22 protein-coding genes are annotated in these 26,596 nt (G+C 59.9%); 4 read left to right on the top strand and 18 right to left on the bottom strand.

What is annotated here, in order from left to right; all coding sequences use genetic code 11:
- Positions 1–2 precede the first annotated feature (2 nt).
- The gene (locus JK208_RS07540) at positions 3–1,214 is read right to left on the bottom strand and encodes an efflux RND transporter periplasmic adaptor subunit (protein ID WP_211575198.1); all 1,212 of its coding nucleotides are present in this window, start codon (positions 1,212–1,214) and stop codon (positions 3–5) included.
- Positions 1,215–1,328: 114 nt separating this feature from the next.
- On the opposite strand from JK208_RS07540, the gene JK208_RS07535 reads away from it, so the two are divergent.
- Complete coding sequence (locus tag JK208_RS07535; RefSeq protein WP_249201995.1) at positions 1,329–2,009, top strand: TetR/AcrR family transcriptional regulator; 681 nt, start codon at positions 1,329–1,331, stop codon at positions 2,007–2,009.
- Here the strand turns inward: JK208_RS07535 and JK208_RS07530 are convergent.
- Genes JK208_RS07530 through JK208_RS07510 form a run of 5 tightly spaced genes read right to left on the bottom strand, consistent with a single transcriptional unit; the run spans position 2,006 to position 7,358 of the window.
- Complete coding sequence (locus tag JK208_RS07530) at positions 2,006–4,555, bottom strand: lipopolysaccharide assembly protein LapB (protein ID WP_211575196.1); 2,550 nt, start codon at positions 4,553–4,555, stop codon at positions 2,006–2,008. The genes JK208_RS07535 and JK208_RS07530 overlap by 4 nt on opposite strands.
- Positions 4,552–5,274 carry a MotE family protein gene (locus JK208_RS07525; protein ID WP_211575195.1) on the bottom strand — a complete coding sequence of 241 codons (723 nt, stop codon included), beginning with the start codon at positions 5,272–5,274 and terminating at the stop codon, positions 4,552–4,554. The genes JK208_RS07530 and JK208_RS07525 overlap by 4 nt, the downstream gene beginning before the upstream one ends.
- 7 nt (positions 5,275–5,281) lie before the next feature.
- Entirely contained in the window at positions 5,282–5,770 is a 489-nt protein-coding gene (locus tag JK208_RS07520) for a DUF6468 domain-containing protein (RefSeq protein ID WP_211575194.1), read from the bottom strand.
- Positions 5,771–5,784: 14 nt separating this feature from the next.
- Positions 5,785–6,888, bottom strand: a complete 1,104-nt coding sequence (fliM, locus tag JK208_RS07515; protein WP_211575193.1) for a flagellar motor switch protein FliM — start codon at positions 6,886–6,888, stop codon at positions 5,785–5,787.
- The gene (locus JK208_RS07510) at positions 6,885–7,358 is read right to left on the bottom strand and encodes a flagellar basal body-associated FliL family protein (RefSeq protein ID WP_194261257.1); all 474 of its coding nucleotides are present in this window, start codon (positions 7,356–7,358) and stop codon (positions 6,885–6,887) included. Before JK208_RS07510 ends, fliM begins: the two co-directional genes overlap by 4 nt.
- Before the next feature lie 63 nt (positions 7,359–7,421).
- Here JK208_RS07510 and JK208_RS07505 point away from each other — a divergent pair, with 63 nt between their 5' ends.
- Positions 7,422–8,645: a transglycosylase SLT domain-containing protein gene (locus tag JK208_RS07505; RefSeq protein WP_211575192.1), complete on the top strand. Its 1,224-nt coding sequence runs from the start codon at positions 7,422–7,424 to the stop codon at positions 8,643–8,645.
- A gap of 192 nt (positions 8,646–8,837) precedes the next feature.
- Positions 8,838–10,256, top strand: coding sequence for an amino acid permease (locus JK208_RS07500; RefSeq protein ID WP_211575191.1), 1,419 nt, complete (start codon positions 8,838–8,840; stop codon positions 10,254–10,256).
- A gap of 81 nt (positions 10,257–10,337) precedes the next feature.
- Here the strand turns inward: JK208_RS07500 and JK208_RS07495 are convergent, their stop codons facing one another.
- From JK208_RS07495 to pstC, 7 genes are read right to left on the bottom strand one after another with little or no spacing between them, the layout of a single operon-like run.
- On the bottom strand, positions 10,338–12,446 hold the full coding sequence (locus JK208_RS07495) for a prolyl oligopeptidase family serine peptidase (protein WP_349291970.1): 2,109 nt from the start codon (positions 12,444–12,446) through the stop codon (positions 10,338–10,340).
- 31 nt (positions 12,447–12,477) lie between these two features.
- Positions 12,478–13,773: an ATP-binding protein gene (locus JK208_RS07490; RefSeq protein ID WP_349291969.1), complete on the bottom strand. Its 1,296-nt coding sequence runs from the start codon at positions 13,771–13,773 to the stop codon at positions 12,478–12,480.
- Between the two features lie 3 nt (positions 13,774–13,776).
- Positions 13,777–14,499: a response regulator gene (locus JK208_RS07485; protein WP_099285662.1), complete on the bottom strand. Its 723-nt coding sequence runs from the start codon at positions 14,497–14,499 to the stop codon at positions 13,777–13,779.
- A complete protein-coding gene (phoU, locus tag JK208_RS07480) occupies positions 14,496–15,230 on the bottom strand; it encodes a phosphate signaling complex protein PhoU (RefSeq protein WP_194261254.1) in 735 nt (244 codons plus the stop codon). The genes JK208_RS07485 and phoU overlap by 4 nt, the downstream gene beginning before the upstream one ends.
- A gap of 6 nt (positions 15,231–15,236) precedes the next feature.
- Positions 15,237–16,043, bottom strand: coding sequence for a phosphate ABC transporter ATP-binding protein PstB (gene pstB / locus JK208_RS07475; protein WP_235993280.1), 807 nt, complete (start codon positions 16,041–16,043; stop codon positions 15,237–15,239).
- Positions 16,044–16,063: 20 nt separating this feature from the next.
- Positions 16,064–16,936, bottom strand: a complete 873-nt coding sequence (pstA, locus tag JK208_RS07470; RefSeq protein WP_211575190.1) for a phosphate ABC transporter permease PstA — start codon at positions 16,934–16,936, stop codon at positions 16,064–16,066.
- Entirely contained in the window at positions 16,933–17,913 is a 981-nt protein-coding gene (gene pstC / locus JK208_RS07465; protein ID WP_211575189.1) for a phosphate ABC transporter permease subunit PstC, read from the bottom strand. The genes pstA and pstC overlap by 4 nt, the downstream gene beginning before the upstream one ends.
- Positions 17,914–18,278: 365 nt before the next feature.
- On the opposite strand from pstC, the gene dps reads away from it, so the two are divergent.
- On the top strand, positions 18,279–18,818 hold the full coding sequence (gene dps, locus JK208_RS07460; protein ID WP_194261251.1) for a DNA starvation/stationary phase protection protein Dps: 540 nt from the start codon (positions 18,279–18,281) through the stop codon (positions 18,816–18,818).
- A gap of 63 nt (positions 18,819–18,881) precedes the next feature.
- Here the strand turns inward: dps and JK208_RS07455 are convergent, their stop codons facing one another.
- The 5 genes from JK208_RS07455 to JK208_RS07435 form a co-directional block, all read right to left on the bottom strand.
- Complete coding sequence (locus JK208_RS07455; RefSeq protein ID WP_249201994.1) at positions 18,882–19,241, bottom strand: hypothetical protein; 360 nt, start codon at positions 19,239–19,241, stop codon at positions 18,882–18,884.
- On the bottom strand, positions 19,231–20,478 hold the full coding sequence (locus tag JK208_RS07450; RefSeq protein WP_211575187.1) for a glycosyltransferase family 4 protein: 1,248 nt from the start codon (positions 20,476–20,478) through the stop codon (positions 19,231–19,233). The genes JK208_RS07455 and JK208_RS07450 overlap by 11 nt, the downstream gene beginning before the upstream one ends.
- Before the next feature lie 133 nt (positions 20,479–20,611).
- On the bottom strand, positions 20,612–21,613 hold the full coding sequence (locus JK208_RS07445; RefSeq protein ID WP_211575186.1) for a hypothetical protein: 1,002 nt from the start codon (positions 21,611–21,613) through the stop codon (positions 20,612–20,614).
- Positions 21,614–21,796: 183 nt separating this feature from the next.
- Positions 21,797–24,760: a glycosyltransferase gene (locus JK208_RS07440; RefSeq protein ID WP_349291968.1), complete on the bottom strand. Its 2,964-nt coding sequence runs from the start codon at positions 24,758–24,760 to the stop codon at positions 21,797–21,799.
- Between the two features lie 5 nt (positions 24,761–24,765).
- Positions 24,766–26,538 carry a tetratricopeptide repeat protein gene (locus tag JK208_RS07435; protein WP_211575185.1) on the bottom strand — a complete coding sequence of 591 codons (1,773 nt, stop codon included), beginning with the start codon at positions 26,536–26,538 and terminating at the stop codon, positions 24,766–24,768.
- Positions 26,539–26,596: the final 58 nt, after the last annotated feature.

Here is a 26,596-nt window from a genome sequence, read left to right as displayed (position 1 = left end):
GGTTACTCCGCCTTTCCCGCAGGCGGTGCAGGAGGCGCTTCATGCGGTGCCACCTTTGCACCCGGCTGCACTTTCTGCAGGCCGCTCACAATCACCTTCTCGCCTGCCTTCAGACCGTCCGAAACGAGCCAGGACTCGCCGACCGTCCGCAGGACCTGAATGGAACGCTGGCTGACCTTGTTCTCGCCGTCCACGACCATGACATAAGGATTGCCCTTGGCATCCCGTGCCACCGCAACCTGCGGCACCAGCATACCGTGCGGATCAATGCCTTCCTGAATATGGGCATTCACGAACATGCCCGGCAGAAGCAGATGATCGGGGTTCGGGAAAACAGCACGCATGACGAGCGTTCCGGTTGCCGGATCTACCGTGACTTCGGAAAGCTGGAGCTTTCCACGCACCGGATATTCGGTGTTGTCTTCCAGCCGCAGACTGACCGCCGCATCCGTGCCATTCCGCTCCAGCTGCCCATCCGCCAGTTCCCGCTTCAGACGCAACATGTCGGTGGCGGCCAGATTGACGTCCACGTAAATCGGATCGAGCCGTGTCACAACCGCAACCGGCTGGGTCTGCCCCGCCGTCAGAAGCGCACCCGCCGTATAAAGCGTACGACCAATACGCCCACTGATGGGCGCACGAACATGCGTGTAATTCAGGTTGACGGCTGCTGCTTCCAGCGCTGCTTTCGCCTGTGCCACCTGTGCTTCGGCCTCACGCGCCGTTGCCAGCGTATTATCATAGTCCTGCGAACTCACGGCATGAGCCGCCACCAGCGGACGATAGCGCTTGAGCTGCCCGTCTGCCCGCGCCGACACGGCCTGTGCGTTCAGCAACTGCGCCTTTGCCTGATCGTAAGCGGCCTGATACGGCGCGATATAGATCTGGAAAAGCTGCTGCCCAGCCTTGACATCCGCACCCTGTTCGAAATCACGCGAGACAATGACACCATTCACCTGCGGACGGATCTGCGCCTGTTCGTAAGCATCCGTCCGTCCCGGCAGGGACGTCTCAAGCGTGACCGGCTGGGTCTTGAGCGTGACCACATCGACAGGCTGGGGCGGCATCTGGGGAGGGGGCGTTTTTTTCTGACACCCTGCCACCAGCAGCGGGAGCGCCAGAAGCGGCACCAGAAAACTGCCCCTCCCACCCCACGAACCGACCGGAGACAGGGCAGCAGAACAATTCAAAGACATTTTCTGAAAAGAAGGCATGATACGGCCGCTATCCTGTGATACAGAAACCCGCTAGTTTCCCGCGAGGACGGAAACTAGCGGGTTTCTTTGACAGACGTCAATTCGGTCTGTGAAATAATATCGGAGTTCATCTTGCCCAGTCAGTCGAGCAGCCAGTCCGAAGACCGGAAACAGTCCTGCTGTGGCCGCCCAGCGCAGCTCGACGAAGCGGAAAGACGCAACCGGATTCTCGACGCCGCCAGTTCGGTCCTGATCACGCACGGCTATCATGCCACGTCGATGGACAGCATCGCGTCCTGCTCGGGAATGTCCAAAAAAACTCTCTACCAGTTTTTCGACTCCAAGCAGGTCCTGTTCGAAACGCTGATCCTCGAGCGGCTGTTCGCTCCCATAAACTACACGCCCGTCCCCACAGACTCCATGGAAAAACAGCTTCTGGGCCTCATGACCAGTATTGCTGCCTGCATGTTCTGTGATGAGCGTCTGAGCCTGCTGCGCTCCGTCATTACGGAAACGAGCCGCAACCCCGCTGTCCGGCAACTGGTCGCAGATCTGTTTCAGCTCTCGGGGCGCGTTCTGCCCATTCAGAACTGGATGACCATTCAGTCCGAAGCAGGCAGACTGGACATTCCCGACATCACAGAAGCCTCGGACCTCCTTTTCGGCATGACACTCGGCGGCCCGACGCTGGGACGCCTCACACATTGCAAACCGAGCCGTTCAAAAGAAAAGCTCGAGGAATTCATGGCTTACGGCATCAGGGTTTTTCTCGAAGGGCATCGTCCCATCAGCCCTCCCCCGAAAGGGCATTAACCACCAGCCGAGACGGGTGGCGTCGCAGCACCATCCTTGCTCCCCGTCAACAGAGTGAAAACACCTTCAGAGGCTGTCCCTTTCATCGACGGACCAAACCGGGTCTGAAGATTTCTGAGCGTCTGCTGATCCTGCGCTCTGGACGCATCTCCGCCAATCCGAAGAATGAGAGCCTGCTGGTCAGGAGAAAGCAGCACCTTCGCCGCCTCGCCAGCCCCAGGCAGCGCGTCCAGCATGGGCGTCAGGGCCTCCACCGCCCGGGACCACTCCCCTGCCTTTTCAGCTATCTGGGCCCGCAGCGTCCAGGCCCGCGGATCCCGAATGGTGGCAAGCTCGCCCGCTGCTTCATCCGAACGATGATCGGCCAGCGCAATCTGCGCACGCAAAAGCGCAACCTCCACGGACTGACTGCTGCTGCCTCCCGGCAGAGCCAGCGCCGCATCAGGAGAGCCTTCGGCAAACGCCGAGAGATCCTGCCGCGCTGCCTTGGCATCTCCCATATCCAGCTCCAGCTTGGCTAGCCGGATCCGGACGGCCATGCCCTGCGCCCCACTCTGGAGATCCGCAAGCTTCCTCAGAGCATCCCGTTCCTGATCCGGCAGCCCCATGGCTTCATAACGACGCGCCAGACCATCGAGAATATCCCGCTGTAAGGAAACGTTCTCTGAAGCTCCGTTCAGCGCATCCTTCAGAAACGCAACTTCATCCATATTCTGCCTTCCCCCTGAAGAAGGCGCCTGCGCCATACGGCGGATGATATCCGCCTTCTGGGACTCAACCTCGGACCTATCGTCAGGATAGAGGCGATTCCATTCCTGAATCGCCGCAGCAGCACCTGCGAGATTGCCACCGTTCATCAGCGCCTCAATCTGCAAAAGCCGGGCATTCTTTTCCCGACCCGCGATCCGAAGTGCCGGCAAAATGCCATCAACCTGATCGGCCACAGCCTGCGACGGCAGGGTTTTTCTGTCCAATGCCTGTCGAAGCAGCGCTTCTCGCGCCACCGGCCAGACCAGGGGCGACGTTTCATGTGACAGCGCCTTCAGCTTCTCTTCTGCATCCGGTGCATTCCGGCGAGCCGCCAGAAGCGCTTTCGCGAGAGCCACCTGCGGATCATCTGGAAACTGCTCAAGAATTTTCGTCGCGTTTTCATTGCCATATCGCGCCACCCACTGGGCGGCAGACGGCATGAGACGGTCTCGCAAAGGGGCCGCATATGCCTGAAGAACAGGCAAGCCAGTCGCAATCAGGTCTGCCGTATGGCTATGGTCGCTTTCCAGCGTCCCTGATGCAGTCTGCCCAGCCCGACTGGTAGGCGGCATAAGCATGCGCATCATCCCGCGCCAGAGCTGATCCTCAGGAGTACTCCCTCCATCTTCAGTCAGATAGGATGAGACTTCGCGCTGGTTAAGCACGGCCGAAATCTGTTGCAACCGGCGCGCCTCAGGTTTTTCCGCGCCTTCAGGCCAGTCCTGTAATGCCACCTGCATGACTTCACCCAGAAGCGGTCCATTCCCCGCGCGCGCTGCCGCCTGAGCAACCCGCATACGAGCCTCAAACCGGTCAGCCGACGAAGCCAGAGCGGCAGCATTCACACTCCTTCTAAGCGCCTCGCGCAGTTCTTCTGGTGCTCCGGATCCCAGACTGACGCCACTCAGGGAGGAGCCATAGGGTTGAAGCCGGTTGGACGCCATCAAAGGAAAACTGCCCGGCCCCATCGTATCCAGAACCAGCTTTCCTGCCGCCTGACGCAATTCGATCTCGTCAGAATCAGCCGCAACCACCACACCCATCAGACTGCTTCGAACTGCAAAGCCGCTTCCCTGACGGCGCATGGGCTGTTCGATACGTCCCGATCGCGTCATTCCCAGCAGCAGCCTCCGACCCGAAGCCGGATCATCCAGTGCCACGACCTGTGGCAACCCATCCTGAACAGGCGATGTGAACGTCAATGCGTTTCCGTCCTGCCCCAGCAGCATATCAGCCTGAGGCTTTACGTCAGAAGCGATCGAAACCGTCCACCCCGCCCCCACAGGACGCAAAACCGGATCACGATCATCAGACACTCCGATGGTGATAACCGTTACATCAGGGAGAAGTCTGCTGGAGACGGACGTGAAGGGCCCGACACCAGACAGGCCTGCCGTATCAAGAGCATGCCGTCCGGCCGCCACAAGGACGATATTCTGACCGTTCCGAAAGGCCGCGACAGGCGTTAGTTCCCCAAGCGGCAGCCAAAGCCCGGTCGCATCGGGAATCTGCATGGACGCTACGGAAGGCGCATTCACAACCTGAGGCCGAGGTTCGGATAGCGGAGCAGAATGCGCTGATATCCGTTTCTCCTGCACGGCTTTTTCCGGATGCGAGAAAAGGGGAGCAGGATCGTTCAGAAACGACCATCCATCAGGCAACAGCTTCTCATCTGTTGCAGGACTGACATGGCCTTTCTCTGGTCCGGATTTTACACTGGACGTTCTGGTCTGCGCGGCGACTTCTCCTCCAAAGGAAGAAAAACCCAGAACTGCGGCCAGGATCGCCCTTTTCATCCGTTGCCACCCATCCGGGAGACAGGTCGTGCGTGGGAATTTGCCAAGAGCTGCGTCGCCAGAATGGCGCGCTGAGGCGACATTGCTTCCATGATGGCTGAAGCCTTGCGAGGGTTCATCCTGTTGAGGAGCGCCACACCAACGCGCAAATCAAGAATGTTGAAGATCGCAGCAGCATCTTCCGGCCTCATCGTCTGATAGATTTTGACGAGCCGATCCGCGTCATCGTTCCGCAACTGGTCCGTATGTTGCTCGCTGCTTTCAAGCGCAGTTCGGGAATTTTCCAGCGCAGTCATGCGGCGCTGGAGTTCTTCCTCAGCAGCATCAACAAGACGTTGACGGTCATTCAGAGCCGCATCCCTGCGATCCAGTTCTTTCTCCCGTGAAGCAAGTTGCTCAGCAAGAGCAGGATCAGCTGGCTGGACCAAAGAAGGCACATCTGCGGGTGCAGGCCCCTTGCATCCCCCTTTGGCACACAGATCATCGGTTTTCGGAGAAGCCACAGTGGCAGAAGGAACGGTTTCAGCAGGCTTGGGAGGCTGAACCTGAGGAGGCGCCACTACAGGCACAACAGGTTGAGGTTGAGCCATGGCGACAGTGGCCAGGGCGGACGACGGGGTGTCTGTATCGCCCATCAGATCGCCCGCAATCGCGTAAACCTTAACCCCGAGAAGAACAATCATCAGGCCGCAGGCGAGATGCAGAATACGGAAAAACATGCCCTGGTTATCCCTGCTTCTGACGCAGAGCGCGCAGAAGCTCACGCTCGGCCGCACTCTTGCTGCCACTGGGTTTCATCGTCCGCACCTCCTCCGGCTTCAGACGGAGCGCTGAACGAAACGACGTTTCCTCAGGCATTTCTTCAACCCGATGCGCGGCTTTAGCTGCGACACGCCCGGCGGGCAGCAGAGATTCCAGCTGCTGGGCAAGAGTTTCCGAGCGGTCACAGAGCATAGCCAGGTCCCGTTTCAGGCTCTTGCCGGACTCAACCGTCTTGCCCAGAGCACGACCTACGAGTTCCGTGGTCTGACGCAGATGATCAATGCCGGACTGAGCCTGAGCGCTGCTGGACTGAAGGCTGGAAATCAGGGCGTCGAGTTGGCCCCGGTCACGCCGCAGCACGGACAGGGCCCGCCCCAGATAAAGGCTGTAAAAAATAGTCACCAGAAGCAGCACTGAAAGGGCAATTTCGATCCCAAGCTGAAATCTGTCCATGAAATATGCTCCGATCAGCTATAGGATGCGGCACGATCAGTACCGGGTTTCTGGTTAAGAACTTCTTCAATCTTGACGGCCACCTGTCCCTGCTTTCGCCCGACACGCCCTTTAAAAAGAACATGTTCGCCACACCGCAGAGTGACGGGAGCGTCAGGTTTTCGGCGGAGAACCAGTTGATCTCCCGGGGCGAGCTTCATGATTTCTTTCAGACCCACGGTTTGCTCTTCCAGAACGGCATCAAGGGTCAGATCCGTTTGCCAGAGCTCCTCCGCCAGATGGCTCTCCCACATCCCGTCATGGCCGAATTTCTCTCCCATGAACTGCTGAAGCAGAATGTCCCGAACCGGCTCGAGTGTAGCGTGCGGCAGAACAACGTCCACGTCCCCGCCGCGCCCTTCCATATCAATGCCGAACCGTGCGGTAATCACACCGTTCCCGGCCCGGCAGATCATTGCGAAACGTGAGTTCATTTCGAGACGCTCGAAATGAAAATTGACCGCACAGAGCGGGCTGAAACTTGTTTCCAGATCATCAAGAATAATTCTGACCATAGGCTCGATCAGGGCGCGTTCAATGGCTGTGTGATGTCGGCCCGTCTGTCGGGCGATCGCCGGACCATCGTTTCGGACATGGCCGCCGAGCAGTGCATCGACAATGCTGTAGATCAAAGAAGAACTCAGTACGATGATACCGTAATTGTCCCATTCTTCCGCCTTGAAGACCGCGAACATGGCCTGCCCCGGAACGTTTTCGAGATAATCTCCAAAACGTTGGGAACCCAGCCGGTCCATGGACGCTTCAACATTGTCGCTTGTGAAATTCCGCAGGCTGGTGGTCAGGATCCGCGTGAAACGGTCAAAAACAACTTCGAGCATGGGCAGGCGCTCGGACGATATGCCAGACGTACTGACAACACGTTCGATTCCGCTGCTGTGCGAAGGGCCGCTGACTGCCGAATCGTTCCCAAAAAAGCTGTCGATTTCGGCTTGGCTGAGAACCTGATCGCTACCTTGTTCAAAAGCAGAAAATCCGTTTCCGGCGAGCGGGAAAGCCGCCGCAGGTATCCCGGGATCCTGATCTGCAAACGTGGTGTCGGCCTGTTGGTCGTCGCTCACTGAACCAGCACCTCTACGAAAAAGAGATCCCTGACCCGAAGAGGCGCCACGATATTGGTGATCTGGGCCAGCATTGTTTCCCGCAAACGATAGATGCCGCTTCCGGAAAGCTCCGAGGGCTGCATCCCATGCAGGCAGGTCTGGAAAGCATCCTGAATCTGAGGCATCAGGGCGGCGACATTTTCGGCATTCTTCCCGTCTTCAACCTCCAGCCGCGCGCCGATCCGGACATATCGTGTCCGATCAGATCCGGAGTCGAGATTGGAGAGAATGGTCGGGATTGTAATGGTCGTCCATTTCACAGGCTGGGCAGCAGTCTTGGCGGCCGGGGTTGCCGCGTGATGAAAATGCTTCCATGCAAAGGCTCCACCACCCGTCAGAAGCAGGCATGCGAGCACTGCAAGGATGATGATCTTGCGCTTACCCCCCTTCTTGACCGGGGTTTCGTTTTCCGGAGTCTCCGTCGTCACCGTTTGCCTGCCTTCTCGTTCGGACAGTGCTCATCATCTGCGTAAAAGATTAACAGTGGGTTTATGATGCTCAGGAAAAGGCAAGTCTTCCTTCAGACGGGAACTATGATCCTGAGCCTCACGGCCCTTGCGGGCTGCGCGTCCCAGCGTTCTCCTTATAACCGCTATTATTCTTCAAGCGGGGCCTACCGCGCACCGGGACCGGCCGAAGATCCTTGGCGGCCTTACATCCTACAGGCCGCCAGCCGCTTCTCGATTCCGCAGGACTGGATCCGGGCCGTCATCCATCAGGAATCGGGGGGCCACCAGTTTCTGGACGGACGGCCCATCACCTCCCATTCCGGGGCCATGGGACTGATGCAGCTCATGCCACAGACCTACGCCGACATGCGCTCGCGCTATGGTTTGAGGTCGGACCCTTACGAACCTCATGACAACATCATGGCCGGCACCGGCTATATCAGCATCCTCGCGAGAAAATACGGAGCCCCGGCCTTTCTTGCGGCCTACAATGCAGGGCCGCAGCGACTTGAGGAGTACCTTTCCGAGGGACGCCAACTCCCCAACGAAACCGTCAATTACGTTGCAAGCATCACACCTCATCTGGGCACGCAGATTGCCATGACAGGCCCTCTGGCCACCTATGCCAGCGCCGATCAGTTGAATGCCTCCCAGTCCGGAGCCTCCTATGGCGGACTGCCAGCGGCCCGGAGCACTCCTGCGCCCGTCATGACGGCCTCGCGCAGCGTCGAGCAGGTCTGGGCAAGCCGACATGTCACGAGCGCTGCGGCCCAGACACCGATTGCAGAACCGATCGCCGCTCCCAGTGCCGTGCCCTGCAATCCGGACGACGCCTACGATCCGAACGTCCCCTGTGCCATCCAGCCTGTTGGGGCCTCTCAGCTCCCTCCGCCCTCTGCCACGGTCGCGTCCCGTCCTCTCCCTGCGCCTCCCGTCATGCAGACGCCGCATACGCTTCCGGTTCAACCTACGGAATCGACCACAGTGGTCGTGGGCTATCACCGGCCAGGAAGCTATGGGTCCTGGGCCGTTCAGGTAGGGGCCTTTGGCAGTATCGGACAGGCGAAATTCGCCGCTACCATGGCACGGCAGGCAGCTTTCACACCGCTTCAGTCTGCTCGAATCGAAGTCCACCCTACACCAAGTCATGGCACCACTGTCTGGCGCGCGCGCCTGACAGGGATCAGCCGCGTTGGAGCCGCCGAAGCCTGCTCAACTCTTTCCGGACAGGGAATGGCCTGCATGGCCGTTCCGCCGGGGCATTGAAGGCACAGTCAACAGCCCAGTTTCACCCATGCAATCAATCCGCGTTGGCAATGTGGCGACTTTCGCCTATGTTTCCATGCATGAGACACATAGCTGCCGCGCATGAAGCGTAGGCCCACCCGGCCTCCGCCTCTCGTCACGCCCCTTCAGCTTCACCGAACACCTTCCCAGACGACTTCTCAGGACGCGCAGATGACGACAAGCCCGGCTCCCGATCACACCCCGACCCATCAGACAGGGGCCATCAGCGAGGAAGGCTATCACAAGGATCTCGGACGCCGTCATGTCCAGATGATCGCTATCGGGGGTGCCATTGGTACAGGACTGTTCCTTGGAGCAGGCTCACGCCTTCAGATGGCTGGCCCCTCTCTTGCCATCATCTACGCAGTCTGCGGCGTTTTTTCGTTTCTGATCCTGCGCGCACTGGGCGAGCTTGTCATGTATCGCCCGACCAGCGGCAGCTTCGTGACCTATGCGCGCGAATTCCTCGGTGAGCGCGCGGCCTATATGGCGGGTTGGCTGTCCTTCCTGAACTGGGCGATGACCGGCATCGTCGATATCACGGCCGTTGCCCTCTATATGCATTACTGGGCGGTTTTCCTGCCGATTCCGCAATGGGTTTTCGCTCTTGTAGCACTGACGATCGTCGGCACCATGAACATGATCGGTGTGCGCTACTTCGGCGAGATGGAGTTCTGGTTCTCCCTCATCAAAGTCGTAGCACTAACGCTTTTCCTGATTGCAGGCGCCCTCATTCTCGGCACGCGCATGCCGGTGGCCGGCCACACGACAGGCTTTCACCTGATTACTGAAAACGGCGGTATCTTCCCGCATGGACTGTTTTCGGCCCTCATGCTGCTTCAGGGCGTGGTGTTCGCCTATTCCGGCATCGAGCTGCTGGGGACAGCCGCAGGCGAATGCGAGGATGCCCGTGAAATCCTCCCGCGCGCCGTCAACAGTGTGATCTGGCGCATTGCCCTGTTCTATGTCGGCTCGGTCATTCTGCTGGTCTGCCTGCTGCCCTGGACCGAATATCATGCTGGCACCAGCCCGTTCGTGACGTTCTTTCAGGCGCTTGGCATTCCGGGCATCGGCACCATCATGAACATCGTGGTGCTGACGGCCGCGCTTTCCAGCCTCAATTCCGGCCTGTATTCCACCGGGCGGGTGCTTCGGGCGCTGTCTCTCGGTGGCTCCGGCCCCCGTGCCCTGAGCAAGCTGAACAAAAGCTCCGTGCCTTATGTCGGTATTCTCACCACACTGGCCGTATATCTGGTGGGCGTGATGCTGAACTATCTCATCCCGTCCCGTGTGTTTGAAATCGTCCTGAATTTCTCGGCGCTGGGCATCATCAGCACATGGGGCTTCATCCTGCTGTGCCAGCTCCGGCTGCGGGCCGCGATCAATCGCGGGGATATCATGCCAACGGGCTTCAACATGCCCGGCGCGCCTTATACGACATGGGCGACGCTGGGTTTTCTGGGCTTCGTCCTGGTCATGATGGCCTTTGACTACCCGGACGGCACGATCACGATCGGCGCCATCCCGCTGATCGGCGCCGTTCTGATCGGGGGCTGGTGCCTGCTGGATCGCAGCCGCCGCCACGGCTAAGATTCCGTTTTTCCGGCTTTTTGCATTAAAAAAGGGCGCTCAACAGAGCGCCCTTTTTCATGTCCGCGTAATTGCGGAGACTTATTTCGCCCGCCCCAGTTCCGACCATAGATATGCATAGCTGAGTGCCTGCGTCTGGGCGATTTCCTTCTGGCTTGCTCCGAAACCATGACCGCCCGCAACCTGCTCCCAGTAATAATAGGGCAGTTTGAGTTCGCTCATCCGCCGAGCAAAACGCCGCGCATGAACCGGGCCGACACGGTCATCCTTGGTGGTCGTCTCAATGAACGGTACGGGATATTTCACATCGGGCCTGAGGTTCTGAAGCGGCGAAATTCCGCGTAGGAACGCCTTCTGTTCGGGGATGGAGACCGTTCCATATTCCCCGACCCACGACGCGCCCGCCGACATGTGTTCGTAGTTCATCATATCCAGCAACGGCACTTCAATATCGACGGCCTTCCAGAAATCCGGATGCTGCGTGAACTCCACGCCCATCAACAGACCGCCATTGGAACCGCCCTGAATCGCCAGATGCTGCGGCGACGTCACTTTGCGGTCCATCAGGTCCTTCGCCACGGCAGCAAAGTCGTCATAAATCCGCTGGCGATTGGTCTTCAGACCCGCATCGTGCCAGGCCGGTCCGAATTCTCCACCGCCGCGGATATTCGCCAGAACATAAACTCCGCCGCGCGCCAGCCAGTTATTACCGATCCCGGCCGAATAGAACGGGAAGAGCGGCACTTCAAACCCGCCATAAGCGTAAAGAAGTGTCGGGTTGGTTCCATCCAGCGCCATGTCCCGGGGATGGACGATAAAATACGGGATGCTGGTGCCATCCTTCGAACGAACTTCCTGCTGTTCCACCGCCATCTTCGAGGCATCGAACTGCGCTGGCAGCGTATGGAGCTTCTGGACCGAAGCCGTATCGCTGTTGATCTCCCAAAGCGTGGTCGGGCTCAGAAATCCGGTCGAGACGGCATAAGCCACCGGGCTGTCTTCGTCAGTACTGGCAAGTTCAACAGACATGTTCTGCGGCAGAGGCAGATCCCGGTGCGTGAAGGTCGCCCCCTCAGGCGTGTAGATCGAAATCTTGCCCCGCACATTGTCATAGAGCGTGACGATCAGATGACCATGACTCGTGGACGCCCCCTCGATCATCTGACGGCCCGTCGGTGCCACCAGAAGCTGGGGCGCGACCGTTGCCGCAGCCGGATCGACCAGCACCACGCTCCCCTGGGGGAAAGACTGCGCTCCGACCTTCCAGTCTTCCTTGAGCTGAATCACCAGACGACCATTGAACAGCCCGGCAACATCAGCCTTCAGGGGAATGGCAACCTGCGTCACCTGACCGCCCCGATACAGGAACAGCTTCGACGAAAATGCATCCAGACCTTCGCGGATCAGCGTGGCCTGATGCCCTGCGCCGTCATGCAGTACTTCCGGTCCGACTTCGACGTCCTTCCGGTTTCCAGTAAAGACCGTCTGCGCCTGATCGAGAGACTGGCCGCGCTTGAGAAGCTTCACGATGTACGGATAGGACGATTCCGTCACATCGGCAGACGTCCAGGGATAGCTGACCAGAAGCGTGTCACGGTCCAGCCAGCTCGAATCCTGCTTGGCATGCGGAAGGTTGAACCCGCCCTCAACGAATTTTCCAGTCCGCAGATCGAATTCCCGCACGGTCTTGGCATCCTCGCCACCGTCGGAAAGATGAAGCAGGCAGAGATTCTGCTGGCTATGCAGGCAGTCCACCCCGCCATAAACCCAGTTACGCTTTTCCTTCGCCGCCAGCGCATCCAGATCCAGCGCGACGGTCCATTCCGGATGATCGGTCGCATAGGAATCCGGCGTCGTCCGGCGCAGAACACCCCGCAGATGTCGGTCATCACGCCAGAAATTGTAGATCATCCCGTCGATCTGAATAGGAGAGGCGAGACGATCATGCGTCTGAAGCAGTTTCAGGGACGTCGCATACAGGCTCTGGTAAAGCGGACCATGCCCCAGAAGGCGCAGGGTACGATCGTTCTGATCCTTCACCCAGGCCATCGCCTGCGCGCCATTGATGTCGCTCAGCCAGGCAGGAATAGTGTCGGGAACATCCGCCGCATGAAGCGGCGTGAACATGCTGCCCGTCAACAGAACGGCCAGAGCGGCCCGGTGAAAACTGCGGAAAACTGTCACAGTCACAATACCTTCTGATTGTTTCAGAAAGAAACTGTCATTCCACCAGCGAAACCGCAAGTGTCGCCCCCGCAGCGGGCAGCCAGACCAGACAGGTCGTACCCTTGCCCGGCGCGCTCGCAATCCGCAGACGCCCACCATGCCGGTCCAGAATATGCCGCACGATGGACAGCCCCAGGCCCGTCCCCTGCCCGGCTCCATCGGTGGGCGCACCGACACGATAAAAACGCTCGGTCAGGCGCGGCAGATGATGGGCCTCCATCCCGCAGCCATTGTCCTCGATCCCCAGAATGACGCCCCCATCCGCAGGCCACCGATCATCGGGGATGACAGCACGCCGCGCCGACAACGTAATGGTCAGGGGCTCGTCTTCCTTTGCACCATAGCGCAGGGCATTTTCGATCAGGTTGAGCAACACCTGGACCATTTCATCCTCGTCGGCCCGCACCATGAGGTCGTCTTCGATTTCGAGAGTCAGCGTGCGTCCTTCCCGCTCGAAACGCGGCGCAACCTCCCCGAGCACAACCGCCATCAGATCCGCCACATCCACCAGATCGCGCGGGCGCTGATGCTCGTGCGCCTGAACGCGCGACAGATACAGAAGGCGGTCGATCAGCCGCTTCAACCGCTCGGATTGCTGACGCATGATATCGAGAAACTGCTGTCGCATGACCGGATTTTCCCCGGCCGCGCCCTGCAATGCGTCAATAAATCCGCTCAGCGACGCCAGCGGCGTACGCAGTTCGTGGCTGGCATGCGCCACAAAGTCCGTCCGCATCCGGTCCGCAGCCCGCGCCTCGCTATGATCGTTCAGCACGACCAGAACACGCTTGTCCTGCCCCTTGCCGCCCGGCAGACGGCGCAGCATCAGGTGAAGCGTTCGCGGAACCGGGACATCAAGCGTGAACGTCGTCGAGCAGACAGGCGGCAAGTCACTCCGGCTGCTACTCTCCCCTATCCCGGACGGTGCCGGAACGCGCAGTGCCGCGGAGAGGGCCGAACGGGCCGCCGGATGACGCAGGATCGCGCCCACCGTTTCCCCGAACTGGGACGCCGCCTCTTCATTGACCTGCACGATCGCCCCCAGCCCATCCAGAACCACGGCACACGCGGGCAACGGATCGACCAGCAGATCGGCCGGAGAGACAGGTTTCAGATAATCGTCAGGAGGCGACGTCGGAACGCGCGGCTGCCGCAGCAGGAGCCAGACCGCCAGCACCCATCCCGCGAGCGCCACACAGACGAGAACCATGCCCACCTGCAAAGGCAGCGTGTCCGCTACAGGCGGAAGTCCCCCTCCCGGCAGCGCTCCGGAAAGTGCTCCCGACGGCACCCGTCAGGCGCCGTCCGTCGTCGGGCCGTCATCCAGCGCATAACCGGCCGCACGCACGGTCCGCACCAGATCCATCTCGCCCGGCCCATTGATGGCCTTGCGCAGACGCCGGATATGGACATCGATCGTCCGGATCTCGACATGAATGTTCTGCCCCCAGATCCGGCGCAGCAGGTCCTCGCGGGAGAACACCTTGCGCGGATTGCGGATAAGCAGGTCCAGCAGGCGGTATTCCGTCGGCCCCAGAGACAGCATCCGCCCGCCACGCTCCACGCGGTGCGTTTCGGGGTCAAGCGTGATATCCGCAAAAGACAGACGGTCGTAGGAAGACTGGTGCCGTCGCAGCAGGGCGCGCAGACGCGCATCAAGCGTATCGACACTGCACGGCTTCATCAGATAATCGTCCGCACCCGTGTCCAAGCCACGGATCGCATCCTGCTCGGCCGAACGCGCCGTCAGCAACAGCACCGGCACGTCACGCAGCGCAGGATTGGCCCGGATGCGACGGCACACATCCAGTCCGGACAGACCCGGAAGCATCCAGTCCAGCACAACGGCATCCGGACGGGACGTCTCCAGCGCCAGAAGCGCCGCTTCTCCGTCTTCCGCCGTCTCGACGCGATAACCGCGCTGTTCGAGATTGTAGCAGGTCATCAGCAGCAGGGCAGGATCGTCCTCGACGAGAAGAACGAGTCCCTTGGCACGTGCGGGGGATGGGCTCTTCACCGAACGTCCGGCTCCTGCATCGTTTCCGTCACAGTCAGGGCGGAAGCCGGGCCACCGCGCGGACGCAGGGACGGCAGATTATCGCCGGTCACGGCGTAGAAAACGCGCTCGGCGATATTGGTCGCATGATCGCCGATCCGCTCAAGGTTCTTGGCGATGAACAGCAGTTCCGTGCAGGCGCGGATGTTGCGGGCATCTTCCATCATGTACGTCACGAGTTCACGGAACAGGGCGGTGTAATATTCGTCCACCGCACGGTCCGAATGCCAGACTTCCATGGCCCGGTTGGAATCCTGCTGCGTGATCGCATCAATCGAACGGCGCAGGTTTTCCTGCACGAGGCGTCCCATGCTGCGCAGACCCGAGAGCGAAATCTGGTTTTCCGGCATCCGTATCCGCAGCGAACGGCGCGCGATGGAAGACGCATAATCGCCGATCCGCTCCAGATCGCCCGTAATTTTCAGAGCCGCCACGATCTCGCGCAGATCGCCCGCCATCGGGCTTCGCAGCGCCAGAAGACGGATGGAAAGACCTTCGACCTCACGTTCGAGCTGGTCCACTTCCGGGTCCTGACGCGCCGCCGCATCGGCGGCTTCCTCGTTACGGTCCGCAATGGCGGACAGCGCGAGGGCAACCTGATTTTCCACGATGCCGCCCATCTGCGCCATCATGGAGCGGAGCTGACCCAGCTCCTGTTCGTAGCTTTTGACGATGTGGGATCTGTCAGCCATGACGCGTTATCCAAACCTGCCGGTGATGTAGTCCTGGGTCTGCTGCTGCTTCGGATTGGTGAACATCCGGTCCGCGCTGTCCACTTCGATCAGACGCCCCATGTAGAAGAACGCTACCTGATCCGCACAGCGTGCAGCCTGCTGCATGTTGTGGGTCACGATCGCAATCGTGAATTCTTCCTTAAGCTCGTCAAGCAGTTCTTCGATACGCGCTGTGGAAATCGGGTCGAGCGCCGAGGTCGGTTCGTCAAGCAGCAGGACTTCAGGCCGCGTCGCAATGGAACGCGCAATGCACAGACGCTGCTGCTGACCGCCGGAAAGACCGGAAGCAGGAGCGTTCAGACGATCCCGGACTTCGTTCCACAACGCCACGCGCGTCAGAACGTCCTGAACACGCGCATCCATGTCCGCCTTGTTCAGCTTTTCATGCAGACGCACGCCGAACGCGATATTGTCATAGATCGACATCGGAAACGGCGTCGGCTTCTGGAACACCATGCCCACGCGCGCGCGCAGAATATTCAGGTCGAGATCGTGATCCAGAATATTGCGCCCGTCGAACATCACTTCGCCGGTCGCGCGCTGGCCGGGATACAGGTCATACATGCGGTTGAAAATCCGCAACAGAGTGGATTTACCACAGCCGCTCGGCCCGATCATGGCCGTTACCCGACGGGCCTGAAAATCCACCGAAATGTCGTGCAGGGCGTGGTTTTCGCCGTAATAGAAATTCAGGTTGCGGACAGCCAGCGCCACTTCAGGGATCTTCGCCGCCTGCGGATCAGTCTTGGTCATCATGGAATCCTGTGTCATCCCCTGCAGTGTTCCCGAGGTCATCCGCGTCGCGCCGAGACGCGGACGGCAATATTGATGGCCAGCACACCCATCGTCACCAGAAGCGCACCGGCCCAGGCAAGCTGCACCCAGTCTTCATAGGACGCACCGGCATACTGGTAGATCGTCACCGGCAGGCTCGCCATCGGGCGGGTGAGGCTGAAAGACCAGTTCTGGTTGCCCAGCGACGTAAACAACAGCGGCGCCGTCTCACCGCTCACACGGGCCAGCGCAAGAAGAATGCCTGTCAGAACGCCCGTCTTGGCAGAGCGCAGACATAGAGAAAGCGTCACCCTCCAGCGCGTCGCACCCAGAGCCGCGCCCGCTTCGCGCATGGCGGTCGGGACGAGACGCAGCATGTCTTCGGTCGTGCGAACAATGATCGGCACAGCCAGAATGGCCAGAGCAACGGAACCAGCCAGCGCAGAGAAGTGTCCGAACGGGGCAACCATGACCTGATAAACGAACAGACCCACCAGAATGGACGGCACCGACATCAGCACGTCCGAGACGAACCTAACGCAGGATGCGAATTTGTTCGTGTCCGTGCCGTATTCTGAAAGATAGATCCCGCACCCAAGCCCGAGCGGCGTCGCCATCAGCAGCGCCAGAAACGTCTGGATCAGACTGCCCACAATGGCATTCGCCAGACCGGAAGACGAGCCCGGCGGTCCCATCGGTTTCATGATCGCGGCGGCGGACAGTCCGGCAAGCCCGCGGGACAGAAGGGTCCACAGAATGGACGCCAGAACCAGCACGAGAATGCCCGCCATGACCATCCCGAAAGCGGTGGCCACATGATCGGCGCTCCGACGACGGGCCGCACGAGGGTTGGGCTTCCAACCGTTGGTTGAGACGACGGTATCGCTCATTTCGTATTCCCCCGCAGCATCCGCGCCAGCGCCAGACTGGCGAATGACAGCAGCATCAGGATGAAGCCCAACGCCAGAAGCGCCGAAAGCCGAAGAGATCCAGCCGGACTTTCCGGGAACTGAAGGGCGATCAGGGACGCGACCGTGCTGCGCGGCGCAAACAGCGACCAGCCGACAGCCGTCACGTTTCCAATTACGAAGGTTACAGCCATGGTCTCGCCCAGCGCGCGCCCCATGCCCAGCACGATCGCACCGATCATACCAGAGCGGGACCACGGCACCACAACCTTCCACATCACGTCCCAGCGCGTAGCCCCAAGGCCATACGCGCTTTCACGCAGCATATTGGGCATCGCGGCAAAGACGTCGCGCATCACTGCCGTCATGAACGGCGCAATCATGACCGCCAGAACCAGACCGGCCGTCATGAGACCTGTTCCGAACGGCGCACCATGAATAATGAATTTGATGCCCGGCACATGCTTGAAATGATGGGTCAGGAAAGGCTGGACCGTCCGCGCCATGAAGGGAACGATCGTGAAAAAGCCCCACATACCGAAAATGATCGACGGCACGGCGGCCAGAAGCTGCACCGCCGTTCCCACGATGGCGGCAATCCGGGGCGGCGCCATCGCCGTCAGCCAGAATGCCGTGCCAAACGCCAGCGGCAGCGCAATCGCCACACCGATCAGCGTACTGACAATCGTTCCAAACAACGGTGCCCAGGCACCATAGAGATCCGCGACCGGATTCCAGACATCGCTGAAGGCAAAGCCCAGACCAAACGTCCGAAACGCCTGGCCTCCCCCAATGCCCATGAGGACCACAAGGCCGCCCAGCACCACGAGAACCAGCAGCGCCGATGCCGCCACCAGAAAATGGAAGGCGGTATCAGGACCGCTGCGGCGGCTTCCACTTCTGGAAGCACCGGCCGTGTCGCGGGCCTCTTCAGACGGCGTGGCTGTGGCAAGGGTCATGCGTGAGAAGCTCTGACTTGAAAAACGGGCATTATCCGGCGACCGAAGCCACCACATCAGTGCATTAGCCCTCCTGTCAGGGAAGAACAACCGGAACAGGAACGACACCGGATGAAAGATTTATGTCATCACCGCACCAAATGCCTGAAACAGGCCTTGGCAAACCTTGGAAAAAGCCGGGGATGAGGGCCTGTTCCAAAACAGAAAACCATCAGGTCAGAAATGGGAACACCTTCAACGGAACCTCCCTAAGGATAACACGTTTGGGACACTGACAGCCCCGCATCAAGCGGAGTGCCAAGACATCTCAGCGGCTCTGACGGCCCCCTGAAACGGGCCTCAGACCAATGCTCAGGAGTATTCTCATGGTTTCCAGAACAGACCGTCACGTGACGCAGAACAACACTGCGGACAACACCAAGAATGTTTCCATCGAAACGCTGAACGCCCGCCTGTCGGACCTGATCGATCTGGCGCTGATCACCAAGCAGGCTCACTGGAACCTCAAGGGCCCGCAGTTCATCGGCGTCCATGAAATGCTTGATGGCTTCCGCACCAGCATTGACGGTTATTCCGACACAGTTGCAGAGCGTGCCGTACAACTTGGTGGAACAGCACTCGGGACCGTGCAGGATGTTTCCAAAAACAGTGCCTGCACGCCTTATCCGAACAACATCTATCGCGTTGCCGATCATCTCGCCGCCCTGATCGACCGCTATGCGACCGTGGCGAACAACGTGCGTGAGTCCATCAAGACGACGGACGAAGCAGGCGATGACGACACGGCAGATATCTTCACGGAAGTATCCCGCGGCCTCGACAAGCATCTGTGGTTCCTTGAAGCCCATGTTCAGGAGCCGACAGGCCAGATGCGTGATGGCGACCACAAGGGCAGCCGCGGCTGATCCGAACGGTTTCGCCGAAAAATGAAGAACGCCCTGCAGGCTTCCTGCAGGGCGTTCTGACGTTCAGAGGCAGCGTTCGAGATGCTCCCGCGCAAAGACGAGTTTTTCGTCTTCATGAAGCGGTTGCGCATCTGAACATGACGGGGCAATCAGAGTCGCAAGATATTCGAAGTCGCGGTTCTGCAACGCCTCCGGAATGGCGTCCGGTTCTTGCTGCACAATCCAACCCTTCGTTAACTCCCGCAGATTACCCCATTCCCTTACGCCCTCCGGACATGGCGGAGGCACCATGCCTGCTTTTGTCGCCACGGCCAGGTCGTGAATATCCGGCTCCGTCAGCAGGGCGGGTTTAGACAAAGAGTCTTTTTTGCAAACCCAGCTCCGCAGAGCAGTTTTCAAAACTGAAATGACTTCATTGTCCATCATCCCCGGCTCCTTTCCTGTTTGTGATCCTGCTCACAAGGTCGTCATACCGACTCAGATAGTCATCCAGACAGAGCTCCGCTTCGGCATAACGCCGCGCCTCCTGCCCCAGTCGGCGTGCGGTTCGACGCTCCTCCAGAAGCTGGAGCGTGGCCTCGGCAATTGCCGATGAGTCCAGAAACGGCACCAGACGGCCCGTAACATCATGCGTGATGAATTCCCTGACCGGTGCCGTGTCGCTTCCGATGATCGGGCATCCTGTCGCCATGGCTTCGCGCAGGGACCAGGACGCAACGAACGGATAGGTCAGATACAGATGGGCGTCGGACCGCCGCAGCAGGGCCCGGAAATCATCGTACTCGACCTTGCCGACAAAATGGACGCGATCGAGATCCAGCTTGCCTTCCAGTTCGCGCAGCATAAACTCGCGCCAGCTTCCGCCGCCGGGAGGAAGCGTGCCGTAGCTGACCTTGTCGCCGCCCACGAGAATGATCTGCGCGTCTTTGCGTTCGGCCAGAATGCGGGGTAGCGCACGCATGACCACATGAAAACCACGATAAGGCTCAAGATCACGAGCGACATAGGTGACGAGGGCGTCTTTCGGCGTGATCCGCACCCCGTTGATGACAAGATTGCGCCGTCTGGCCTGCGGCTCGGGAGAGCAGAGGTCCAGATTGACGCCTTCCCGCAGCAAAGAAATCTTTTCCTGCGCCCATCCGGGATAGGTGCCGCGCTGGAATTGTGTCGGACTTTGACCATATCCGTTTTTCAGACAGAGGGCCTGCAGATTGATTGAATTCTTGACCCTTACCGCGGCCGCCAGTTCCGGCGACGGCGGGAATTCCGGGTCGAACCCCACGTCATTCTGATCCGCGTGGTAGAAAAACTCGAAATATCCGAGGATCGGGCAGTCAGGAAAAACGTCGCCCAGATTGAGCAGTTCGCCCCAGCCGTGATGTCCGACGATGATATCCGGCTCATAGCCCAGCCCCTTGAGCGTACGCGCCGCGGTGGCTACGGCTTCGGCACGGAGCAGGCCATATTCGAACTCCCTCAGATGAGGGTGCGTCTCCATCGAAGGCAGACGCGGCACGCGGTAGATGGCGCGTCGGACGCCAGGAATATGATTGTTGTTCGCCTCCGAAATGAAGACGATCTCATGATCCTGCGCGAGAAGATGCCGGACAAAATGCAGGAACTGTCCCGGGAAATTCTGATGGACGAAGAGATAGCGCACGACGTCTCCGGAGCGACTGAAAGCCTCCGTGAAGTCCTGTTCGCGCACGGAGAAGACAGCAGATGGCGGCAGTTTTCAAAAAATCCGGGAAAGAAAATCTTCTTCCCCGGTTACTGTGTCAGACCTGAACGGATCAGGAGGCCTTGACGGATTTGCGCTTTCTGGGCGTGGCAGGTTTGGCCGGAGCATCAGCCGCTTTTGCAGCGCGGGGCTTGGGAACAGCCTTGATAGGGGCCGTCGGCGCCGGTGCCTCTTCTCCTGCGGGCACGATCTCCAGCAGAAAGGCTTCCAGAGGGGCGAGGCTTTCAGCTTCCAGCGCTTCGGTTCCATCCACGGGGCCAAGACGCGTCCCGTCGATGAAAGATGCGGTAAGACGGATCTTGGACGTCTTTGCGGACTCGCCCTTCAGACGGACGCGCAGTCCAAGGATCGGCAGAGCCATGCCGCGCGATCCACAATACTGACCACCTTCAGCCCAGGGAGACAGCCAGCCTTTGCCCAGAACGGCCTGATATTCGATGTCCGACGCAGGAACACCCGTCTCGGGAGCAATGCTGAAACCCTCGATCCAGCCCTGACTGCCCGGAACGCCCATCCAGTGTCCGATACCGCTCGTTACGTCACCACGACGCTGGATATGCGCGGAAATGTCTTTCGAAGCGGCGGCTTCGACAGGAGCGGCCACAGGCTCGGCCACGGCTTCCGGTGCCTTCGGCACTGGGGACACAGGCGCAGAAGACACAGGCGCAGCTTCCGAGACAGCCGACTGCATCGGGGATGCGGTGACGGGGCCAGCCAGTTGTGCAACCTGCAGGCGTGGGGCGGCATGTGTGCTGCCCGGTTCCTGATAGGTCGTTACAAGAACGGCGGCCGGGCCGCGCATAACCCGGACGAGCGCCGCGCCGTTCGAACCGCCAATCCAGCCATCCTCTTCGAATGTGCTGACGGTCACGATCCCCGGGGGTGTTCCCGGCGCGCGGGAAATTCTGACGCCCGGCAGTCCGGCGGGGCCGGCAGGGGCCTGACCGGCTGCATGAAAAATGCAGAAAATCCCTGCATCCAGCACCATCATATGCGCACCGGCCTTAAGGTCGATGACCCGGTTCTGTCGTGATGCTTCGGCGGCGTTAGACATTCCCTACTCCCAATTGCGTCCGTTCTTGCGGGCAATAATACTGGCATGTTCCATGAACTGTCACGAATGGTCGTCACAGTTATGAACGGTATCCCGACGATGTGTTACAACGGCCTTCGACAAATACCGGTTCCTGTTCAAACAGCATAATGGACTGTTTCGTTAGAAAAGGTAAACCACCCCTCACCGCGCATCTCCCCAGCGTCTGAGCAGCAGCATGGCAAGCTGAAATGGCGGCATTCCAAGCGGTACGGCCAACCCGGTCCCGCTGCGATTGACCCGTTCTCCCTGCGCGCCCAGATCGAAGCAAACAGCCTCCAAACCGCTGCGCCAGATCTGTCCCAAGGCGTAGCACCAGGTCTCGGGCGCGATGGAAGGAATCAGCCCGACATCCGGCTTCTGCTGGCAGATGAGAGCCTGCACCTCGTCTTCGCGATATTCCCCCGTCACCCGCACCCCGAGCGCCATCAGGGCATCGTCGTCATGTGTGTGTCCGACCAGCGAGAGTTCAATTGGCAGACGATGTGTCTGGATTTCCGCCGCAAGTGCGAGCAGCGTGTCATATCCCTTCCACTGGCTGATTCCGCCCACCACACACACACGGAGCGGCTGTGCACTGACAGAGTGACGGCCTGTCCGAATGAACTTACGGAGCGCGCTGTCATCTTCCAGCGCAACAGCCTCAATCGTCAGGCCGGGGAAATGCCGCCGGATCCGCCGCACGGTGTCCTCACACGGCGCCATGAGCCGACGGGCGCTGGACAATTCCCGCCCTGAACGGGCCACGAGATCGGAGACTGAAATGTCTTCCCCAAGATAACCGCCCCAGCGTGTCACACACTGTTCACATCGGGCGATGTCAGGTTCACCGCAATAACGGCCTTCTCCATCGCAAAGCGAAATACGCGGGCAGAACCAGACGTGATCGTGAATGAACACGTCATACGGCACGCCCAGCCGCTCATGCAGCGTTCTGATACAGGGCGCATGACCGATCAGATGATGCCATTCAACGGCTTCAACATGCACGTCCCGGAGCACGTCGAGCAAAAGCGGCAGTTCGTCGGGAAAGCGAAATTTCAGGTTGGGGAAGCGCTTGCTGTCCAGAGCATCTTCCACACGACAGCCCTGTTCATGGGGACGCAATGCCAGCGCAAATCCACCCTCGGCTTCAAACGCTTCCGAGCGCTCACGCACCACGCGCCCCACGCCGCCTCCGGCGTCATGCTGCACCATCAACATCGTAGCCCTGCCCCGAGCCACACGGATCAGACGGGCAATATCCAGCCTGCGTCGCGTGTCGTGCAGCGGATCGGCCTCAATGAAGCGCTGCACCAGCCGGTCATAGCCGGGATGCAGAGCGTTGAGGATCTTCAGGTTGCGGGCGCCGAGAGACTTCCGGGACGTTCCGAACGACGCTGACCCGACATGGGCCACAAACAGATCGGGCGCAGCTACATGCCGGAACCCCTTCGCAGACGCCCGAAGGCAGAAATCGTTTTCCTCGCCATAGCCCTGCGCGAACAGATCTTCACGAAATAGGCCGATCTCGGCCAGACACTCCGCAGAAATCGCCATGCAGAACCCGTGAGCCGTCGGCAGATCCGGCACGTTGCGGGATGCCGCATCAGCGTGCATGAACGTCGCCTGACACAGCCGGTCCAGAGCCCGCATCTCCACAAGCGAAGGGACCGGATTGGGACGGTCCACAGCGGGATAAGACAGGATCGTCGCATCATTGGAGAAGGGAGTGACTGTCCCGACATCCGTAAAGGCCAGCCTCGCCCGCAATCGCTCGACCCAGCCTGCGGGAACGAGCGTATCGCTGTTGAGAAGGAGGATATCCCGCCCCTCAGCCGCCCTCATGCCGTCATTAGCGGAGATCGGAAAACCGCAGTTCCGGAAGTGACGGATCAGAATAATCCGTCCCTGCTCAGCCAGTTGGTCGAGCTCTCGCGCCAGAAGGGGTTCTGGAGTAGCGTCATCTACGACAATCACCGGGACATCAACCGGACACGTCGACAGCACGGTGCGTAGACAATCCATCGTTCGGCGCAGATCCGCATAAACCGGGATCACGACCGCACAGCCGGGGCTGGCACGGGGCCGATGTGGGCGCATCTTCCACGCTCTGACCTTTGTGGGACGTAACCCGATGGGGAGAGTGTCAGTAAGTCCTGAAACCAGTTGCCCCACGCGCGGATCGACGGGGGCACCCGTCAGAAGACGCCCGTTCTCGTCCCACAGTTCCAGAAGATCCATATCCTTCTCGGGGAGGCGGCTGGCCGGAACATGAAAGGCCCTCGTGCGCGCCAGAGGAATATCGCTGTCCACGTCCTCCGAAAACGCCTCAGCCCAGACAGTGGTGCCATCCCAAAGCAGGATACGAGGACTGTATTCGGGTTCAGCGGGCGTCCAGATCCAGCCTCTCAGTCCGTTAGCGGCAGCTTCAACAAAGGATTCACACCGCGTCAGCGCGGCAATATCCAGTGGACTGCCCAGAACATGCCGACGTCCCACCTTAATTTCCAAAGAGCGGGCCGAGCGCCAGTCTTCCGGCAGGTCGTATGTGCCGCTGCCCGCGCCCTGAAGGTGCTCCTGCCCATCCAGAAACAGCCTGAACGTTCGGGCAGTCTCGACAAAGACGGTGCCTGTATTGGACGCCGTCATCCAACCCGGACGCCCTGCCGCAGACGCGATCTGTCCTGCCAGGGGATATGTCTGCGGTGTGGCGTGAAAGTGCGAGAGGGCCGCCTGCATCCTGCGTGCAGCGTCCTCCATCCGCTGAAGTCGCACGAGACAGATAACTTCCAGAAATGCCGCTTCCCGCAGATCGAAATCCTGCCGCAGTTCCTCCATTCGCATGAGGCAATCAGAGACGCGCCCCGCAGACAGACAGGCCAGACCGACAGACCATTTCAGATTGGGATTATGCCGGGACATTCTCTCGGCGCGCTCAAGCCAGAACAGGCCGAGGGATGTATTGCCTGCCTGAAGTGCCGCCTGTCCCCGGGCGAAAGCATCCTGTGCCCGGCGGCTCATGGCCTCCTGCCACCGGCGCCGGTCTTCTGCACTGACAATCCGGCCAAAACCCGCGAAGGATGCGTCCGGTTTGCGTCCGCTGGACGCGGGAGGATCAGAAGACACGCAGATCAGTCATCGTCGTCAGGCTGCGCTTCGTCCAGAAGGGCCAGTTCCGCTTCGGCATCCTTGATGTTCTGCGCTTTCGCCCGTTCCAGCCAAATGCGTCCCTCCACCGGGTCCGTCACGCCTGCCAACCCGCGGCAGAGGTAACGACCCAGCATCATCTGGGCCAGACCGTTGCCGCGCTGGGCGGCCTTACGGAACCATATCTGTGCCTGAGGCCGGTTCTCGGGAACATCATGACCGCCGCCGTAAAGCGCAGCCAGCGAGAACATGGCATCCACATTGCCGCTTTCCGCCGCCCTGCGATACAGTGTCAGGGCTTTTTCATGGTCCCGACGCCCATTGATGTTTCCATCAACCAGCAGCCCGGCAACCATAACCTGAGCTTCGGCCATGCCGGCATCCGCCGCTTTTTCCATCCAGTACAAGGCCTGTGTCGGATCCGGCTGAACGTCACGACCTTCCAGCAGCATCCTGCCATACCAATACTGAGCATTGACCACACCATCCGCGGCCTTCTGCATCCAGCGCGCAGCCTCACGGCCATTCTGCTCGCCAGTAACACCTTCGGCGTAGCAGACGCCGAGATTGTAAGCTCCGATCAGATCACCTTTTTCCGCTGCTTTCTCAAACCGGGTGTGCAGAGCCTGCTTCTCATCAGGGGTCGCGGAAGCGCCTGCAAGGATCAGGTTTCCAAAATCGGCATCGGCATGCGCATCGCCTGACTCGGATGCAATTTTGAACCAGTGCGCTGCGACATCCGGGTCCTGATGCACCCCGTTCCCTGTCAGATACAGCAGTCCCAGAGCCCGTGCCGCGCCCGCATGTTTCTGTTCGGCTGCCAGACGATACCACTTGGCCGCTTCAACAAGATTGGGTGGCAGGTCGCCGCCGTTGGCACACAAATCACCAAGGAGGGCCGCAGATTGCGTATCACCATTCGTCGCAGCGCGCTTCAACCAGGTTTCCGCACGCCCGTAATGTCGGCGGATCCCGGTCCCTTCCAGAAGCATCAAACCGTAGCGGGCCTGCGCGGTGACGATATTGCGCTCGGCCGCTTCATGGAAATATGTGGCGGCCTTGCCAAGATCACGCGGCACACCCGAACCCGACTCATACATTCGGCCAAGAATGTCGAACGCTGTTCCAAGACCGCCTTTCGTCGCTTCCGTCAGATGTTGGGCAGCAGACGCAAGCGCCTCACCTGTCCGCGCATCATCGAGAATGGAAAGCGCTACCCCCAAATGACCCTGCGAACATCCGGCGGCGGCAGAACGGTCATACCAGGAACGGGCCTGTGAAAGATCGCGCAGATCGTCTGGCCCGTTCGTCAGGATATAGCCCAGCAACGCCTGTGCGTCGGGCGATCCGGCCTCGGCAGCGATCCGGGCCCAGTGAAGGCCGAGGTGAAAATCCGGGCGTCTGGGGCCCGCTGAGGGAACGTGAGAAAGATCAAGCCCAGCCTGCGCAGGCCGGATTTCAAATCCTTCCGGCAGCCCGACCGTATAAAGCGTTGCCAGAACGAAGGCTGCTTCGATATGCCCCGCCTGTGCCGCCTGATAGATCCAGCGTGCCCCTTCTTCCAGGCTGGGAGGCACCCCAATCCCATCCAGATAGGCCCGCCCGACACGGAATGATGCTTCCGCGTCGCCTGTCGCGGCCAGACGGCTGAGAAGAGCAAATCCCTGAACAGCCTTGCCGGTTTCCGTCAGACGGATGGCATGATCCAGCTTCCCTTTCGAAGAAAACAGGGCAGCAAGGCGAGATTTGAACGACATGGGCAGCGCGGATCCTGAATGACTGTCGTGCTGGAACGCCTGGACTTTAACAGGCGTT

The organism is Gluconobacter sp. Dm-74, assembly GCF_018256135.1.
GTDB lineage: Bacteria > Pseudomonadota > Alphaproteobacteria > Acetobacterales > Acetobacteraceae > Gluconobacter > Gluconobacter cadivus.
Note: the sequence above shows the minus strand (reverse complement) of the source record. Positions and strands in the feature narration are given on the sequence as shown.

Coding starts and splice junctions, on each gene's coding strand:
- JK208_RS07540 (WP_211575198.1), bottom strand. CDS start 1,214: ATGCCTTCTTTTCAGAAAATGTCTTTGAATTGTTCTGCTGCCCTGTCT.
- JK208_RS07530 (WP_211575196.1), bottom strand. CDS start 4,555: ATGAAAAGGGCGATCCTGGCCGCAGTTCTGGGTTTTTCTTCCTTTGGA.
- JK208_RS07525 (WP_211575195.1), bottom strand. CDS start 5,274: ATGTTTTTCCGTATTCTGCATCTCGCCTGCGGCCTGATGATTGTTCTT.
- JK208_RS07520 (WP_211575194.1), bottom strand. CDS start 5,770: ATGGACAGATTTCAGCTTGGGATCGAAATTGCCCTTTCAGTGCTGCTT.
- JK208_RS07505 (WP_211575192.1), top strand. CDS start 7,422: ATGATGCTCAGGAAAAGGCAAGTCTTCCTTCAGACGGGAACTATGATC.
- JK208_RS07500 (WP_211575191.1), top strand. CDS start 8,838: ATGACGACAAGCCCGGCTCCCGATCACACCCCGACCCATCAGACAGGG.
- phoU (WP_194261254.1), bottom strand. CDS start 15,230: ATGGCTGACAGATCCCACATCGTCAAAAGCTACGAACAGGAGCTGGGT.
- pstB (WP_235993280.1), bottom strand. CDS start 16,043: ATGACACAGGATTCCATGATGACCAAGACTGATCCGCAGGCGGCGAAG.
- pstA (WP_211575190.1), bottom strand. CDS start 16,936: ATGAGCGATACCGTCGTCTCAACCAACGGTTGGAAGCCCAACCCTCGT.
- pstC (WP_211575189.1), bottom strand. CDS start 17,913: ATGACCCTTGCCACAGCCACGCCGTCTGAAGAGGCCCGCGACACGGCC.
- dps (WP_194261251.1), top strand. CDS start 18,279: ATGGTTTCCAGAACAGACCGTCACGTGACGCAGAACAACACTGCGGAC.
- JK208_RS07455 (WP_249201994.1), bottom strand. CDS start 19,241: ATGGACAATGAAGTCATTTCAGTTTTGAAAACTGCTCTGCGGAGCTGG.
- JK208_RS07445 (WP_211575186.1), bottom strand. CDS start 21,613: ATGTCTAACGCCGCCGAAGCATCACGACAGAACCGGGTCATCGACCTT.
- JK208_RS07435 (WP_211575185.1), bottom strand. CDS start 26,538: ATGTCGTTCAAATCTCGCCTTGCTGCCCTGTTTTCTTCGAAAGGGAAG.